At 74.3% G+C, this 14,984-nt stretch carries 11 protein-coding genes; all 11 read left to right on the forward strand.

The genetic code is table 11. The features are described 5' to 3' along the window. The first annotated feature begins 124 nt into the window (after positions 1-124). The 11 genes from ACFXPX_RS03315 to ACFXPX_RS03365 all read left to right on the forward strand — a co-directional run bounded on the left by ACFXPX_RS03315 (position 125) and on the right by ACFXPX_RS03365 (position 14,981). Complete coding sequence (locus ACFXPX_RS03315; protein ID WP_380586595.1) at positions 125-946, forward strand: phytanoyl-CoA dioxygenase family protein; 822 nt, start codon at positions 125-127, stop codon at positions 944-946. Next, positions 943-4,320 (forward strand): amino acid adenylation domain-containing protein, encoded by a 3,378-nt coding sequence (locus ACFXPX_RS03320; protein ID WP_380586598.1) that lies wholly within the window; start codon positions 943-945, stop codon positions 4,318-4,320. Before ACFXPX_RS03315 ends, ACFXPX_RS03320 begins: the two co-directional genes overlap by 4 nt. 31 nt (positions 4,321-4,351) lie before the next feature. Beyond that, the gene (locus ACFXPX_RS03325; RefSeq protein WP_380586601.1) at positions 4,352-4,573 is read left to right on the forward strand and encodes an MbtH family protein; all 222 of its coding nucleotides are present in this window, start codon (positions 4,352-4,354) and stop codon (positions 4,571-4,573) included. Then, positions 4,566-5,579: a guanitoxin biosynthesis L-enduracididine beta-hydroxylase GntD gene (gntD, locus tag ACFXPX_RS03330; protein WP_380586604.1), complete on the forward strand. Its 1,014-nt coding sequence runs from the start codon at positions 4,566-4,568 to the stop codon at positions 5,577-5,579. Before ACFXPX_RS03325 ends, gntD begins: the two co-directional genes overlap by 8 nt. A gap of 70 nt (positions 5,580-5,649) precedes the next feature. Next, complete coding sequence (locus tag ACFXPX_RS03335; RefSeq protein WP_380639455.1) at positions 5,650-10,308, forward strand: amino acid adenylation domain-containing protein; 4,659 nt, start codon at positions 5,650-5,652, stop codon at positions 10,306-10,308. A 2-nt stretch (positions 10,309-10,310) separates the two neighbouring features. Next, positions 10,311-11,120: a class I SAM-dependent methyltransferase gene (locus ACFXPX_RS03340; RefSeq protein WP_380586610.1), complete on the forward strand. Its 810-nt coding sequence runs from the start codon at positions 10,311-10,313 to the stop codon at positions 11,118-11,120. Between the two features lie 26 nt (positions 11,121-11,146). Continuing rightward, positions 11,147-11,785, forward strand: a complete 639-nt coding sequence (locus tag ACFXPX_RS03345; protein ID WP_380586612.1) for a phosphopantetheine-binding protein — start codon at positions 11,147-11,149, stop codon at positions 11,783-11,785. After that, the gene (locus ACFXPX_RS03350; RefSeq protein WP_380586615.1) at positions 11,778-12,677 is read left to right on the forward strand and encodes a hypothetical protein; all 900 of its coding nucleotides are present in this window, start codon (positions 11,778-11,780) and stop codon (positions 12,675-12,677) included. Before ACFXPX_RS03345 ends, ACFXPX_RS03350 begins: the two co-directional genes overlap by 8 nt. Further along, positions 12,674-12,949 carry an acyl carrier protein gene (locus tag ACFXPX_RS03355; protein WP_380586618.1) on the forward strand — a complete coding sequence of 92 codons (276 nt, stop codon included), beginning with the start codon at positions 12,674-12,676 and terminating at the stop codon, positions 12,947-12,949. Before ACFXPX_RS03350 ends, ACFXPX_RS03355 begins: the two co-directional genes overlap by 4 nt. Continuing rightward, positions 12,946-14,157 (forward strand): acyl-CoA dehydrogenase family protein, encoded by a 1,212-nt coding sequence (locus ACFXPX_RS03360; protein ID WP_380586621.1) that lies wholly within the window; start codon positions 12,946-12,948, stop codon positions 14,155-14,157. The genes ACFXPX_RS03355 and ACFXPX_RS03360 overlap by 4 nt, the downstream gene beginning before the upstream one ends. Next, positions 14,154-14,981, forward strand: coding sequence for an aminoacyl--tRNA ligase-related protein (locus ACFXPX_RS03365; protein ID WP_380586624.1), 828 nt, complete (start codon positions 14,154-14,156; stop codon positions 14,979-14,981). The genes ACFXPX_RS03360 and ACFXPX_RS03365 overlap by 4 nt, the downstream gene beginning before the upstream one ends. The last annotated feature ends 3 nt before the right edge of the window (positions 14,982-14,984 follow it).

The raw sequence follows: 14,984 nt of genomic DNA on the forward strand, positions 1-14,984 counted from the left end.
GGTGAGCATGTCAAGTCACCAGTTGCAGTGACTCGCCCGGGACCCGGGGGTGGGTGAAGGTGGCGGTCGAATGCCTTGGACATCGGCCTGGCCGCAGCCCCATCGGAGAGGACTGATTGACGACATGCTGACCGAAGAACAAATCCGGCTATTCGGCGAGGACGGGTTCATCCTGATTCCTGACGTCTTCGACTCTGCAGAGCTGGAGGCGCTTCGCGGCGGCCTTTCCGAGGTATTCGCAGAACTCGGCCCGCACCGCGTGCTGGAGGCCGGCACCGGTGTGGTGCGCGGGGTGCACGGCGTGCACGCGACCCACCCGCTGTTCGGCGCGCTGGCCCGGCTGCCCCGGCTGGTGGAGCCGGCCCGGCAGTTGCTCGACGACGAGGTCTACGTCCACCAGTTCAAGATCAACGCCAAGCTGGCACTGGTCGGCGAGGTCTGGGAGTGGCACCAGGACTTCCGCTTCTGGCGCGACGAGGACGGCATGCCCGCGCCGCACGCGCTGAGCGCGGCCGTCTTCATGGACCGGGTCGACGAGTTCAACGGCCCGCTCATGGTGGTTCCCGGCTCGCACCGGGAGGGCGTGTACGAGACCACCGTGCAGGAGGACGCGGACTGGAGCCGGACGCTCTCCGCGAAGATGAAGTACTCCCTGACCGCCGAGACCCTCGCCCGGGCCACCCGCGAGCGCGGCATCGTCGCGCCCAAGGGGGAGTCGGGCAGCGTTCTGCTGTTCCACAGCAACATCCTGCACGGATCGGTGCCCAACATGTCGCCGAACAACCGCACCCTGGTGCTGATCAGCTACAACGGCGTCCGCAACCGGCTGGGCGAGGTGCCCGCACCCCGGCCGGAGTTCCTCGCCTCCCGCGACTTCACTCCGCTCGGCACGGTCGCCGACGACGCCCTGCTCGCCCTCCCGCACGCCGCTGCGGGGCGGGCGTGACCGGCTCCCGCGAGCGGCGGATCGAGGAACTACTGGCCCGGCGCGGCCTGCGCGCCCCTGCCCCGACCGGCCCCGGAGGTCCGGACGCGCGCGTCGAGGGGCCGCTCTCCCCGGGTCAGCGGCGGCTCTGGCTTCTCGATCGGCTGCACCCGGGCAGCGCCGAGTACAACGTGCCGATGGCCTGGCGGATCGAGGGCTACCTCGACGAGGCCGCGTTGCTGGAGAGCCTGCGCGCGCTGTGCCTGCGGCACGCCGCGCTGCGTACCCGGATCACGGTGGACGCCCAGGGCGAGCCCGGACAGACCGTGCTCGCCGAGGCGCCCGTCGTCGAGATCGTGGACCACGGCACGCTCCCCGGGGGAGCACGCGAGGCCGCGGTCGAAGCGGCCGTCAGGGCAGAGGCGGACGAACCCTTCGACCTCGCCGGAGCGCAGCCGCCGGTGCGGCTGCGCCTGCACCGACACGGCGACCCGCACGGTGCCCGGCGGTGGACGCTCACCCTGACCGTCCACCACATCCTGTTCGACGATTGGTCCTCCGGCGTCCTCCAGCACGACCTGGCCGCGCTGTACCGCCGGGCCACCGGCGGTGGCGGGGAACTCGGGCCGACGAAGGCGCACTACCTCGACTGGGCCGCCCGGCAGCACGAGCCGACCGAGGGCCGTGCCGAGCAGCTCGCCCACTGGCGCGAACGGCTGGAGGGCGCGCCGACCACCGTGAACCTCCCCGCCCGCCCGGGGCAGGAGTCCGGGCCCGGCCCGGCCCGCCAGCTCGCCGTGCCGGTCGACCCGGCGGACCTGGCCCGGTTGGAGGAGCTCGGCCGCGCCGAGGGCTGCACCTCGGTCACCGTCCTGCTGGCCGCCTGGGCGGCCCTGCTGCACCGGGTCGGCGGGCAGGACGACCTGGTGATCGGCACGCCGTACGCCCAGCGCGGCCCGGCCTGGACGCACGAGCTGATCGGCTTCTTCCTCAACACCCTCGCGCTGCGCGCGGACCTGACCGGGACGCCGACCTTCCGGACCCTGCTCGGCCGGATGCGAACGGTCGTCGCCGAGGCGTACGACCGGGCCGAGGTGCCCTTCGACGAGGTGGTGGAAGCACTGCGACCCGACCGCTCCGGCGGTCGGCACCCGCTGTTCCAGGTGTGGTTCGCCGCCGACGAGGTCGGCGCCGCCGGGCTGGATCTGCCCGGGACGGTCTGCACCCCCCTGGAGGCCGAGGGCGGCCGGGCCAAGTTCGATCTGGCCCTGTTCGCCGCCCGGCGGGCCGCCGACACCGAGCTCGTCCTGGAGTACGACGGCGCACTGTTCGACGACGCGACGGTGGAGCAGCTCGGCCGGCAGCTGGCCCGGCTGGTCCGCTCGCTCGCCGACGCCCCGGACCGCCCGCTGACCGACCACGAGCTGCTGGACCCCGCCGAGCGCGAGCTGGTCCTGCGGACCTGGAACGACACCGCCGCCGATCTGGGCGCCGAGCCGCTGGCCCACCACTGGTTCGAGCGGCAGGCCGCCCGGACGCCGGACGCGATCGCGGTCGAGGCCGGTGACGAGCGGGTCTCCTACGCCGAGCTCGACCGGCGGGCCGAGGCGGTGACCCGAGCGCTGGCGGAGGCCGGCGTGGGCGCGGGCGCGTTCGTCGGCATCGCGGTGCCCCGCTCGGTCGCGATGCTGGCCGCCGTCCTGGGTACCCTCAGGACCGGTGCGGCGTACGTGCCGCTGGACCTGAGTCACCCGTCGGAGCGGATCGCGCTGCTGCTGGAGGACACCGCTCCGTCGGTCGTCCTGGTCGCCGCGGGGACGCCCGACCGGCTGCCCGCGACCGGCGCCCTGCTGATCGACGTCGGCGCGCTACCCGCCGCACCCGGAGCCGGCGGTCCGGCCCGGCCGGCCGTCCCCGCTGACCCGGAGTCGGTCGCGTACGTGACGTACACCTCCGGTTCCACCGGACGCCCGAAGGGCATCCTGATGCCGCACCGGGCGGTCAGCAACCTGGTCGCCTGGCAGCTGGACCGCTACCGGCACCGGCAGCCCGGTCACCGGACCCTGCAGTTCGCCTCGCTCAGCTTCGACGTCTCGTTCCAGGAGATCTTCTCCACCCTCGGCGCGGGCGGCACCCTGGTGCTGATCACCGAGGACGAGCGGCGCGACGTGCACGGCCTGGTCGACCTGCTGAACCGGCACCGCGTCCAGCGGCTGTTCATCCCGGCCGTGGCGCTCCAGCAGGTGGCCGAGGGCTACCGCCGGGGCGGTCGGCTGCCGCACACGCTGGAGACGGTGATCGCGGGTTCCGAGCAGCTGGTGGTCACCGAGGACCTGCGTCAGCTGTTCACCGACCTGCCGAACGGCCGGCTGCACAATGAGTACGGTCCGTCCGAGACCCACGTCACCACCGCCCACCACCTGCCGGCCGACCCCGCGGAGTGGACCGGCTGGGCGCCGATCGGGCGCCCGATCGCCAACTCCCGGGTGTACGTGCTCGACGCTGCGCGCCGGCCGGTACCGGTGGGAGCGCGCGGCGAGGTGTACATCGGTGGCACGGGGCTTGCCCACGGCTACCTGGGACGGCCGGAGCTGACCGCCCTCGCCTTCGTGCCGGACCCGTACTCCGACCGGCCCGGTGCCCGGCTCTACCGGACCGGCGACATCGCCCGCCATCTGCCGGACGGCGAGTTGGAGTTCCTCGGCCGCGCGGACGGCCAGGTCAAGATCCGCGGCTTCCGGGTCGAGCTGGGCGAGGTCCAGGCCGGCCTGGACGCGCACCCGGCGGTGCGCTCGGCCTTCGTCAAGGTGGAGGGGCAGGGCTCGGCGGAGCGCCGCCTGGTCGCCTACGTCGTCCCGCAGGACGGCCCGGCGCCCGGACCGGCCGAGCTGCGGGAGTTCCTGCGCCGCAGGCTGCCGGACTACATGGTCCCGGCCGCGTTCGTTGCGCTCGAGCGTTTCCCGCTCACCGTCAACGGCAAGGTCGACCAACGGCGCTTGCCCGCGCCAGAGTTCACGATTGGCAGCGGGCCGGAAGCCGAGCCGAGGGACGCGCTGGAGCGGGAGCTCGCCGCCGAGCTCGCCGACCTGCTCGGCGCCGAACGGGTCGGCCGCGACGACGACTTCTTCCAGCTCGGCGGCCACTCCCTGCTCGCCACCAAGCTGCTGTGGGCCGTTCAGGCCCGCCACCGCGTCGAGTTTCCGCTCGCCGACTTCTACGGGCGGCCCACCGTGGCCGGGCTGGCCGAACTGGTGCGCAACGTCGCTCCGGCCCCCCACCCGGACCCTGCCGCCGACGCCTCGGACGGGGACGCGGCCGGTGCCGCCACGGCCGAGCAGCGCGCACGCCAACACCTCGACGACCTCTTCGACGACCTGCTGGGCCCGGCGCAGTAGCCGCGCCGCCCACGGAAGGAAGAACCACCCCATGAGCTCAGCACCCGCCGCGACCGGCTCGCACACCGTCGTGGTCAACGAGCAGCAGCAGTACTCGCTCTGGCCTGCCGACCGGCAGCCTCCGCTCGGATGGGCGGTGCTCGGCCGGCCGGCGAGCGAGGAGGAGTGCCTGGCGTACATTGCCGAGCACTGGACCGACCTGCGCCCGCTCGCCGCCCGCCGTGCCCAGACCGTCGGAGGGCTCGATGGCTGAATCCCTCAGCGCCGGACCCCTCAGCGCCGGACCCCTCAGCCCCGGCCTCACCCTGGCCCTGGAGCCGGAGGAGCGCCGGCAGCTGGCCGAGCTGGCCGCCGCGCACGCCGGTGCCGCGATCGGGCCGCAGGCGCACGCCTTCTTCCGCGAGGCGCCCGTCCTGGCCCAGCAGCTGCCGCACCGGCTGCGCGCTGCGCTGACCGGCATGCGCCAGCGCGAGGACACCGCCTTCGCCCTGGTCACCGGCCTGCCGGTGGACGACGAGGCGCTCGGCGACACCCCGGACACCTGGCGCGACCCGGCGGCGGTCCGCCGCACCGACCGGTACGAGAGCCAACTCGCCCTGGTGGGGTCGGTGTTCGGAGAGCTGTTCGGCTGGAACACCCAGCAGGGCGGCGCCATGATCCACGACGTGCTGCCGATGCGCGAGTTCGAGAACACCCAGATCAACTTCGCCAGCCAGGAACCGATCTGGTGGCACACCGAGGACGCGTTCCACAGCCACCGCCCCGACTACGTCGGGCTGCTGTGCCTGCGCAACCCGCAGCGGGCGGCCACCACGGTCAGCTGCGCCGCCGACTGGGACCTGTCGGACCCGAAGTACGACCTGCTCTTCGAGGAGCGGTTCCGGCACCGCCCGGACGAGTCGCACGCTGACGCCGCCGAACCGGTCAAGCCCCGCGCGCTGCTCACCGGCGACCGGGCCCACCCCTTCGTCTGCGTGGACCCGTACTTCCTGGAGCAGCCCGCCGACCCGGTGGTGGCGGCGGTCCTGCGTGACTTCTACGCGGTGGTCGAGGCGGCGCTGCAGCAAGTGGTGCTGGTGCCCGGCGACATCCTGGTCGTGGACAACCACCGTGCCGTGCACGGGCGCAAGCCCTTCCGGGCGAACTACGACGGCCGCGACCGCTGGCTCAAGCGGATGTCGGTGAGTCGGGACCTGCGCCGCAGCTGGCCCGCCCGGGCCGCGGGCGCACGACAGATTCTGGACGGCAATGAGCACTGATACGGCCGCCGCTGGCACGGCGCCCACTGGAACGGCGAGCACGGGGACGACGGTGAACGGGGAGACGACGGTGGCGGTGCCCACAGACTGGACATCGGTGATCGAGGCATTCGCGGCGCAACGGGCCGAACGGCCGCACGCCCCCGCGGTGACCGGCAGCTACGGCGACTGGTCGTACGAGCAACTCGGCCTGCTGGCCGACCGGGTGGCCACCGCCGTGCCCGCCGGCCGGGAAGCCAGGGTCGGCTACCTGGGCGCCCGTGACCAGCGCTTCCTGGCCGTGGTGCTGGGAGTGCTGGGCAGCGGCGCGGCCTACGTGCCGCTGGACCCGGCCTGGCCCGCCGCGCGGATCGCCGAGGTGGCCGAGGAGTCCGGCCTGGCCCGGGTGTTCGTCGACGGGGCGCACGCGGCCGTGGCGGCCGCGGCCGGCCTTGCCGACGTCGTCCACGTCGACGAGGTGCTCGCCGTCGCCGAGCCGCCCGCGCCCGCCGTGCGCCGGGACGGTTCCGCGGCCGATCTCGCCTACGTGGTCTTCACCTCCGGATCGACCGGTCGGCCCAAGGGCGTGCTGACCGAGCACGCCGCGCTGCTCAACAACTGCGCGGGCATCGCCGCACGCTGGGGGCTGACCGAGGACGACCGGGTGCTCCAGTTCACCACGCTCGGCGTGGACATCACCCTGGAGGAGGCGTTCTCGGCCTGGGTGGCCGGGGCAGCGCTGGTCCTGATGGACCCGGCCGTCGGCGCTGACCTCGCCGCCTTCACCGCCTTCCTGGCCGAACACCGGGTCAGCGCGCTCGACCTGCCCACCTCCTTCTGGTCGACCTGGCTCGCCGCCGTCGAGGCCGGGGACGTCCCGCCGCCGCCCGCCACCGTGCGGGTCGTCGCGGTCGGCAGCGAGGAGGTCGGCTCCGACGAGATCGCCCGCTGGCACGCGGTGGCCGGCCCGTACGGCGCGGTCTACAACATGTACGGCTCCACCGAGCAGGCGATCACCTCGATCGTGGCCGGCCCGATCGCCCCGGGCGATCCGATCGGCACTGGTGTCATCGGCACCCCGCTGCCCGGCGTCCGAGCGTACGTCCTGGACGGCGACCTGCGGCCGGTCCCGCCGGGGGCGCCCGGCGAGCTGTACGTCGGAGGCCTGGCCGTCGCCCGCGGCTACACCGGCCAGCCCGCCCGCACCGCCGCCCGGTTCCGGCCCGACCCGTTCGCGGAGGAGCCCGGCGCCCGGATGTACGCCACCGGCGACCGCGCCGTGGCCCTCACCGACGGCAGCTTCCGCTTCGCCGGCCGCATCGACGACCGGTTGAAGGTCCGCGGCTTCACCGTGCAGCCGCGCGAGGTCGAGCTGGTCCTACTGGGCGTGCCCGGCGTGGCCAAGGCCGTGGTCGCGGCCGAGCCGGGCCCGGACGGCCGGGACCGCGTGGTCGCCGAGGTGTTCGCGACCGTCCCCGGCGGCGAGGTCGAGCGGCTGGTCGCCGCCCTCACCGCCGCGACCGCCGAGCGGCTGCCCGCCCCGGCGCAGCCACAGCGCTACACCGTTCACACCGACGACGCGGACGAGCCGCGCACCCTGCGCCCGGCCGCCGCCCGCGCCGCGGCCGGGTCCGCGCCGGAGGACCTCGGCCACCCGGCCGCCGTCGCGGCCGTCACTGCGCTGTGGCAAGAGCTGCTCGGCGCGCAGGAGATCGGCCCGCACGACAGCTTCCTGGACCTCGGCGGCAACTCGCTGATGGTCACCCAGCTGGTCACCCGGCTGCGCAGCCGGCTCGGGGTGGAGCTGGGCTTCGCCGAGTTCTTCGCCGCGCCGACCGTGGCCGCGGTGGTGGCCGCCGTGGTCGCCGCCGACGCCCCGGTGACCGGGCAGACCGGCCCGGTCGTGCTCACCCCGCGCGAACTGCCGCGTACCGGCGCCGAGCAGGGACCGGCCTGGTCCGGTCAGGAGCGGATGTGGTTCCTGAACCGCCTCGCCCCCGAGTCAGCCGCCTACAACCTGCCGCTGGTCTTCGAGGTGTCCGGCCCGCTCGACCTCGGCGCCCTGGAGCGGGCGCTGCACACCGTGCTGGAGCGGCACGAGCCGCTGCGCACCGCGATCCGGTTCGAGGACGGCCGCCTGGTGCAGTCCGTCCGCCCGGTCGCCGTCCGGATCGAGACCGCCGTCACCGCCGCCACCTCGGCGGAGGAACTGCGGGCCGCCGACGGGCTGTTGGCCGCCTTCGTCGCCCGCCCGTTCGATCTGGCCGCCGGCGCGCTGCTGCGCGCGGCGCTGCTGGACTGCGCGGACGGGAACCGGCTGTTGGCCTTCGCGGTGCACCACTCCGCGTTCGACGAGTGGTCCTCGGGGCTGTTCGTCGCCGAGCTGGGCGCCGCCTACGCGGCCACCGCCCGCGGGGCCGAGCCGGCCCTGCCGCCGCTCGGCGCCCGCTACCTCGATTTCAGTGCCTGGCAGGCCGGCTCCGAGTTCCGGGCACACGCCGAGGGCCTGCACGGCTTCTGGCGCGAGTACCTGGACGGGCTGCCGCAGAGCCTGCCGCTGCCGGCCGACCGGGAGGCGCCGCGCGAGCCCAGCGGTGCCGGCGGGGCCCGGGCCTTCACCGTCGGCCCGCGGCAGACCGCGGCCCTCACCGCGCTCGCCCAGCGCGAGGGCGTCACCCGTTACCACGCCCTGCTCACCCTGTATGCGGTGTTCCTGGCCAGGCACGCCGACCAGTACGACCTGGCGATCGGCGTGCCCACCGCCAACCGCGGCTCGGAGGAGTTGGAGCGGCTGATCGGACTGTTCGTCAACACCCTGCCGGTGCGGGCCGACCTGACCGACAACCCGCGCTTCGCCGAGGCCGTCCAGCGGCTCAGCCACAGCACGCTGGCCGCGCAGGGGGCCGCCGACCTGCCGTTGGACGAGATCGCGCGGGCCACCGGCCGGCCCGGCACGCCCGGCGAGAACCCGATCTTCCGCACCATGTTCCTGATGGACGAGGAGCGGGTCGACCTCGACCTGGTGGGCACCCGGGTCACCACGCTGGAACTGCCGGCCCGGACCTCGACGCTCGACCTGACGCTGATCCTCGGCGAGTACGACGGACGGATGGAGGGCCGGCTCTGGTACTCCGCCGACCTGTTCGACGAGGAGAGCGCGGACCGGCTGGTCGAGACCTTCCTCGCCCTGGTCGACCGGGTCGTCGCCGACCCCGACCTCAAGGTCAAGGACATCCCCTTCGTTCCGGCCGGGGCCCGGGCGCTGACCGTCGGCGAGCCCGCCGCCGGGCCCCGCGCGCCGCTCGCCCTGCAGATCGCCGAGACCGCCCGCCGGTACCCCGAGCGGACCGCCGTGGTCGCCGACGGCGCGAGCCTGACCTACCAGGAACTGCTGGCGCTGGTCGACGACATCCGCGGTTGGCTGCTTGCGGCCGGACCGGTGCCGGAGTTCGTCCCGCTGGTGCTGCCCGGTGGGTCGGCGATGCTGGCCGCCATGGTCGCGGTCAACAGCCTCGGCGCGGCCTTCGTCCCGGTCGACCCGGACTGGCCCGCCCAGCGCATCACGGACATCCTCGCCGAGCTGGGCAACCCGCTCGCGGTGGTCGCCGCGGACGAGGCGGCGCAGTCCGCGGTCCGGGCCGTCCGGACAGTGCGGGCGCCCTCGGCGCCGGTCGGCGAGCACGCCCCGACCCCGTGGCAGCTCGCCCCGGAGCACGGCGACCGGCCGATGTACGCGATCTACACCTCGGGTTCCACCGGACGCCCCAAGGGCGCGGTGGTCCACCACCTCGGCGTCGCCAACCGGATCGCCTGGATGAACCGCGAGTTCGGCGCCGAGGCGGCCGACACCGTGCTGCAGACCACCCCGCCGGTGTACGACAGCTGCGTGTGGGAGTACCTGTGGCCGCTCACCCTCGGCGGACGTGCGGTGCTGTCCGGGCCGACCCTCCAGGCCTCGCCGGAGCGGCTGCTGGAGGTCATCGCCGCTCACCGGGTGCGCACCATCGACCTGGTCCCGGCCATGCTGGACGGCCTGGTGCGGCACGCGGTCGGCCGCCCCGAGGTGGTCGAGGCGCTGGGTTCGCTGCGGGTCGCCATCGTCGGCGGCGAGGAACTCGGCCGGGGCGTGGCCCGTCGCTTCGAGGAACTCGGCCTGCCCGCCCGGCTGTACAACCTGTACGGCCCGACCGAGGCCAGCATCGGCTCGATGTTCCACCGGGTCACCGGCGGTGACCGGGGCCGGGTGCTGATCGGCCGGCCGATCGACGGCACCGGCGCGGTCGTCCTGGACGAACGCCGCCAACTCGTCCCGGTCAACGTGGTCGGCGAGCTGTACTTGGCCGGCGACTGCGTCGGCCTCGGCTACCTCGACAACGCCGGCGAGACCCGGCGCCGGTTCGTGGAGAACCGCTTCGCCGGCGACCTTCCCGGCACCAGGCTCTACCGCACCGGTGACCTGGCCCGGGTGCGGCCCGACGGCGAGGTGGAGTTCCGGGGCCGCGCCGATGAGCAGATCAAGATCCGCGGTGTCCGGGTCGAACCCGCCGAGGTCGTCGCCGCCCTGGAGGCCCACCCCGGGGTCGCCCAGGTTGCCGTCCTCGCGGCGCCCGTCGCCGGCGCCGGCGACCGGACCAGGGAGCGGGTCGCCGCCCTGCTCGCTGCCGCGCCGGCCGAACTGGCCGCCGCCGCCTGGCAACGCGTCACCCGCGCCGGCATCGCCCCGACCACCACCACAGATCCGGAGCACTGACCATGCTGCGTCGCTACAAGGACTTCTCCATCGAAGTGGGGCTGCACCGCGGCTCGTTCATCGCCGCCCCGCGTGCCGAGCAGCAGCGCTGGGTCGTGCACCGGGCCGTGGACGAGCTGGCCGAGCAGTTGCGCCACCTCGACGTGATCGCCCCGGAGTTCGTGGACGGCACCACCCGCGGCGAGATCAACGCCGAATGGCACGACAGCGAGGCCGACTACCACGACGGCTCGCTGATCATCGAGGGCCAGCAGGTGATGCAGGACTGGGAGGCCGCGCTGATGCGCCGGATGGCCGAACGGGTCGGCGCCGGCCACGGCGACATCCTGGAGATCGGCTTCGGCCTCGGCCTCTCCGCGACCTTCATCGAGGAGCAGGGCGTCCGCTCGCACACCATCGTCGAGTTCAACGACCAGGTGCTGGAGGTGGCCAAGGCCTGGCGCGCTCGGCGCCCGGACTCCGACATCGAGCTGATCCAGGGCAACTGGCAGTCCGTCATGCCCACCCTGGGCGACTTCGACGGGATCTTCTGGGACGCCTTCCCCACCAGTGAGGACGAGTTCGACCAGTACGTCCTGCGGGACAGCACGGTGGCCGAGGCGTTCTTCTCCGAGGCTGCCGCCCACCTGAGGCCCGGCGGGGTGTTCACCTACTACACCAACGAGCGTGACTCGCTCAGCCGGCGCCACCAGCGCAGTCTGCTGCGGTATTTCAGCTCGTTCTCGGTGGAGGTCGTGGACGGGCTCGTCCCGCCCGCGGACTGCCAGTACTGGTGGACGGACCGCATGACGGTCGTCACGGCCACCCGCTGAACCCGGTGAGAGAGGAAGACACCCCCATGCTGCCCAGCCTTGATGACCTGACCGAGGACCAGCTGGCCGAGCTGGAACGGCTGCTGTCCCCGACCGGGACGTCCGACCGGGAGACGGCGCCGCACGAGTTGGTCGCCTACTACGTCCCGGCCGACGGCGCCCCGGCGCCGCTCGCCGCCGAACTGCGCGCCCACGTCGCCACGCTGCTGCCGGCCTCCCATGTGCCGGTCCGGTTCACGGCGGTGGCCGAACTGCCCCGGCTCGCCAACGGCAAGATCGACCGCCGCGCGCTGCCGGCCGCGGCCCCCGCCCCGACCGGGTCCGACGAGTCGGCCGGCACCGGAACCGCGCCCGCCGACGACGTCGAGTGCTGGCTGGCGGGTGTCTGGGCCGACGTGCTGGAGCGGCCGGTCGGCACCGTCGAGGCGGACTTCTTCGCCCTGGGCGGCAGTTCGCTGCGCGCGGTGCGGGTGCTCTCCCGGATCGAGGCGGTCATCGGCGTCGAACTGCGCCTGGCCCGGTTGTTCGAGGACGCGACGCTCGCCGGCCTGGCCGCGCTGGTGCGCGACCAGGCCGACCGGGTGCCCGACTTCGCCGCGATCGTCGCGGTCGCCGCCGAGGTGTACGGCCAGGACGCGGACGAACCGGCGGCCGCCCGTGCCTGACCTCGCACCGCGCTTCACCGGCCTCGCGCTGTACGGCAGTTGCTACCAGCAGTGCGTCGCCAACCTGCTCGACTGGCAGGGCGTGCCCGCCGCCGAGGAGGCCGTCGGCATGAGCTGGGGCTTCTCTCGGCCCGGCGGTGCGGCCTTGGACGGCAGCGGCCGCTGGCTCGCGGCGGCCGGCGCCGGGTACGGCCTCGACGTGGCCGACCTGCGGTTCGCCGACCCGGAGCAGGCGGGCGCGTACGAGCGGGAGAGCCTGGCGGCCGGCGTGCCGGTGGCCGCCGCCGTGGACGCCTTCCACCTGCCCTCCCCGTTCGAGGGCAAGCAGCACATCACCCACTGCGTGATCGCGGTCGCTGCGGACGCCGATGGGGTGGTCGTCGTCGACCCGATGAACAACCCCGAGCCGGTCCGGTACCGCCCGGTCGACTGGGCGCGGCTGCGCTCCGGGCCGAGCGCCCAGGACTCCCGGCTTCTGCTGGTCCGATCGGGGCCCACCCGGCGCCCCGGGCCGGTCGCCCTCGCCCGGCAACTCGGCGAACAGCTGCGCGCGCACGACGAGCAGGACGCCGCCGCGCTCGCCGACCACCTGGCGGCTGATGCCACCGGAGCCCCGGACGTCAGCGGGGTCGCCGCCGAGCGGATGTACCTCGCCCGGTTCCTGGCCGCGCTGGCCCGCCCGCTGCCCGAACTGCGGCCGGTCGCCGAGGGCCTGGCCGCCCTGGAACGCCGCTGGTACCTGGCCCACACCATCGCGCTGGAGTCCGGCGGCGTCCCGCCGCAGCGCCAGCTGCGGCTGGTCCGCGACCTCGGCGAGCGCGACCAGGAGCAGCGGCGGGCCGCGGCCGAGCTGCTCTCGGCGATCCACCGGAACCACGAGGAGGACCAATGACCACCACCCGAGAGCGCTGCGAGCGCGCCGTCCGGGACGCGCTGGCCCGCAACGCCGAGGTGGAGCCCTCCGCCGACCTGCTGGCGGTCACCGACGACCTGTACGACCACGGCCTGACCTCGCTCGCCTCCGCCCGGGTGATGCTGGCCGTGGAGGGCGCGTTGGCGATCGAGTTCCCGGAGCGGATGCTCACTCGGGCCCTGTTCGCGAGCATCGACCGGCTCACCGACGCCTGCGTCGAGGTGCTGGAGACCGAGGGAGCCGCACGGTGACGACCGACCTGGATACCGTGCCGGCACCCGCCCGGCCGGCCGGAGCCGCGACGCTGACCGAGGAGGCGGCGCTCGCCGCGATCGCAGTCCGCGCCGAACTGCTCGAACGCGAGGCAGTCCGCGCCGACCGCACCGCCACCGTCCCGGCTGCGAGCATCGCCGCCCTGCGCGAGGCGGGCCTGTGGTCCGCGGCGGTGCCCGTCGAGTACGGAGGCCCCGGCCTGGGCGTCGAGCAGCTCACCCGGATCGGCTCCCGGCTCGGCGGGCACTGCGCCGCTTCCGCGATGATCTGGGCAATGCACCAGCTCCAGGTCGCCTGCCTGGCCCGCTCGGCCGCCGCCTCCCCGGCGCTCGCCGGGTACCTGACCGAGGCGGCCCGCGAGCAGCACCTGATCGCCTCGGTCACCTCCGAGGCGGGCATCGGCGGCAACCTGCGCACCAGCCGGGCGGCGCTCGTCCCGGACGGCGGGTTGCTGCGCCTGGAGAAGCGGGCCACCACCGTCTCGTACGGGTCGGTCGCGGACGCCTTCCTGATCACCGTCCGCCGGGACGAGCAGGCCGCGGCCACCGACCAGGTCCTGGTGCTGGCCCGGCGCGACCAGCTGGAGCTGGAGCAGACCGGCGGGTGGAACACCCTCGGCATGCGCGGCACCGTCAGCCCGCCGTTCCTGGTGCGGGCCGCCGTCCCGGCCGACCAGGTGCTCGCCGAGCCCTTCGGCACCACCGCCACCCGCTGCATGGTGCCGCTCTCGCACGTGCTGTGGGCCGGCGTCTGGACAGGCGTGGCGGGCGACGCGGTGCGCCGCGCGGCGCGCTTCACCCGCGCCCGGGCGCGGGCCGCGCTCGGCAACGGCGGCACCTTCGCCGATGAGCGCCTCGGCGAGGTGCACGCCCGACTGGCCCTGCTGCAGGGCGCGGTCCGCAGCTTCGCCGCGGACTACGCCCGCTGGGACGGCGACGCGGACGGTGAACACACCGTCACCACCCGGGCCAACGCCCTGAAGACCTCGGTCTCCGTCGAGGCCGCCCGGATCGCCGAGGCGGCCCTGGAGATCTGCGGCATGGCCGGTTACACCGAAGACGGCCCCTACTCCGTCGCCCGGCACATCCGTGACCTCCATTCGGCCCGGCTGATGGTCTCCAACCGGCAGATCGACCTGGCCACCTCCGACCTGCTGCTCCTCGGCGAAAGGGCGTTTCAGCTGTGAAGGACACCGGAATCCCCGGAGCGCCCGCGCTCGGGCCCGCGTTCGAGCGGACCGTCGCCGAGCTCCAGGACGCGCTCACCGCCACGGCCGGGACCGGCCACGGTCCGGTCTGGTACCCGCCGCTGATGAGCGCCGCACGGATCGAGCGGGCCGAGTACGCGGAGTCCTTCCCGCACCTGCTCGGCACCGTGCACGCCTACGCGTCCGACCGGTCCGACCAGCGCGGCGGACCGGCCGACGAGCGCCCGGCCACCGATGTCGTGCTCGCCCCGGCGGTCTGCTACAACCTTTACGCCGAACTGGCGGGCCAGCAGCTGGACGACCAGGTCGTCCTCGACGCGGCCGGCTACTGCTACCGGCACGAGGCGACCAGCGAGACCGGTCGCTTCCGCAGCTTCCGGATGCGCGAGTTCGTCACCGTCGGCTCGGCCGAGCAGGCCGCCGACTGGCGGGACTCCTGGATACCGCGCTGCGAGACGTTCCTCGGCGGGCTGGGCCTGGACGTCCGGGTGGTCTCCGCGACCGACCCGTTCTTCGGTCCGGGCGGGCGGCTGATGCGTTCCACCCAGCTCGAACAGGGGCTCAAGTACGAGTTCGTGGCCAAGCTCACCGACACCGACCCGGGGACGGCGATCGCCTCGGCCAACCGGCACCGGGACCACCTGGGCCGCCGGTTCGACATCCGCCACGGAGAGGACGCCGCGCACAGCTCCTGCGTGGCCTTCGGCCTGGAGCGGATCGCCCTCGCCCTGGTCCACGCGCATGGCGAGGACCGGCGCAACTGGCCCCGGATCACTGCGCCGGACGCCCTGACCGCAGTCTGACGA

It is taken from the genome of Kitasatospora sp. NPDC059146 (assembly GCF_042786665.1).
GTDB lineage: Bacteria > Actinomycetota > Actinomycetes > Streptomycetales > Streptomycetaceae > Kitasatospora.